This window comes from Neisseria sp. WLZKY-1 (genome assembly GCF_046546535.1).
GTDB lineage: Bacteria > Pseudomonadota > Gammaproteobacteria > Burkholderiales > Neisseriaceae > Neisseria.
In genome coordinates this window covers 1-1782 of record NZ_JBKGTW010000100.1, presented here as the reverse complement: position 1 = coordinate 1782, position 1782 = coordinate 1, and the positions used below count along the sequence as shown (strand labels likewise).

Sequence of the window (1782 nt, the reverse complement as noted above, 5' to 3'; positions counted from 1 at the left end):
GGCCTCATTCAGACGGCCTCATTCAGACGGCCTCATTCAGACGGCCTCATTCAGACGGCCTCATTCAGACGGCCTCATTCAGACGGCCTCATTCAGACGGCCTGAGACCTTTGCAAAAAAGCCCTTCCTTCGACAGCCGGAACCCAAACACAGGTTTTCGGCTGTTTCCGCCCCCAATACCTCCTGATTTTACCCAAATATCCCCTTTTTTCTCCCCGGACGCCCCATAATCAGGCATCCGGGCCGTCTTTTAGGCGGCAACAGGCACACTTAGCCTGTTAGCCGCTTTCAACAGGTTTAAACACATCGCCTTTAGATGGCTTTGCGCACTCACTTTAATCAGCCCGAAATAGGCTGCCCGGGCGTAGCGGAATTTACGGTGCAGCGTCCCGAAGCTCTGTTCGACCACATAACGGGTTTTCGACAAATATCGGTTACGTTTGGTTTGCGCTTCCGTCAGCGGACGGTTGCGGTGGGCTTTGCGCATAATGCCGTCCTGCAGCCGATGCTCTTTCAGATGTTGTCGGTTTTCCTCACTGTCATAGCCTTTGTCGGCATAGACGGTCGTACCTTCGGTCAGACCTTCCAACAAAGGCGACAGGTGGTTGCACTCATGGGTATTGGCTGGGGTGATATGCAGTTTCTCGATATAGCCTTCCTCATCGGTGCGGGTATGTTGTTTGTAACCGAGTCTGTAGAGGCCGTTTTTCTTTGTCCAGCGGGCATCTTTATCTTTACTCGGTGTGGTTTGGCCGCTGACTTGTCCTTCTTCATCGACTTCTATGGCCTGAGGCGTAAGTAACAAATTTACTGCCCAAAACCCCCGCAAGCCTTATGCTACAAGGCTTTAAGCGGAGTCAAAACCTTTGAACACAAAAAATGCCCTTTTTGCGGCTCAAAACAGGTCAAAAAGAATGGTAAGCATCAAGGTCGCCAACAATACAAATGCAAATGTTGTAACAAGTATTTCAACGGCGGCAACCGCATCAATCCACAAACACTATGGCACTCTTACACCGTAGGCAAACAAACCGCCACACAACTTGCCGCAACTTACGGATGCAGCCGTCAAACCATCTTGCGCCATCTCAAAAAAGCCAATCCCAAAGCCCAATTTGCCACGCCTAAGTGTGCCAATGTTGTTATGGATACTTACTTCGGGCACAGCTTCGGCGTTATGGTTCTATTAGACAGCATCAGCGGCAAAGCTCTATCCGTAACCGAAGTCAAATACGAAACCAATACCTTGTGCGCCGAAGCCATAGGCAGCCTGAAAGCCAAAGGTATTGAAGTACAAAGTATTGTTTGCGATAGTCGTAAAGGACTGCCGCAATTATTCCCCAATATCCCTGTACAACTTTGCCACTTCCATCAAGTCAAAACCGTTGGTCGCTATCTAACGCGCAATCCGCAAACGGCTGCGGGCAAAGAACTTTGGCGATTGGCACTGAGCTTAAAAAGCAGCCGTAGAGCAGACTTTGAAAGCAGCCTGAAAGCATGGTTTGAACGATACCGACACTACCTAAACGAGCGGACGACCCATCCTGAAACAGGTAAAACACACTACACCCATCCGAGACTCAGAAGTGCGTATTTCAGTTTGAAACGGAATATGGATAACCTGTTTGTGTTTGAGGGCGTAAGTAACAAAATGGAGGCTATTTCGGAGAACATTCTCCCTAAGTAACAAAATGGAGGCTGAGCCTAAGATTTAATTGATAAATAATCCTTAATAAACCTAATTTTATTCTCCCTACTCATGCCGTGATGGCACGCTAAAAG

Annotated in this window: 1 protein-coding gene and 1 pseudogene; one reads left to right on the top strand and one right to left on the bottom strand. The window is 48.5% G+C overall.

The annotated features are described in order from the left end of the window. Positions 1-250: 250 nt before the first annotated feature. Positions 251-790, bottom strand: a pseudogene (locus ACLD9W_RS12300) (IS5 family transposase); the annotation flags it as partial. A 288-nt stretch (positions 791-1078) separates the two neighbouring features. Here ACLD9W_RS12300 and ACLD9W_RS12295 point away from each other — a divergent pair. Continuing rightward, complete coding sequence (locus tag ACLD9W_RS12295; RefSeq protein ID WP_410842277.1) at positions 1079-1687, top strand: hypothetical protein; 609 nt, start codon at positions 1079-1081, stop codon at positions 1685-1687. The last annotated feature ends 95 nt before the right edge of the window (positions 1688-1782 follow it).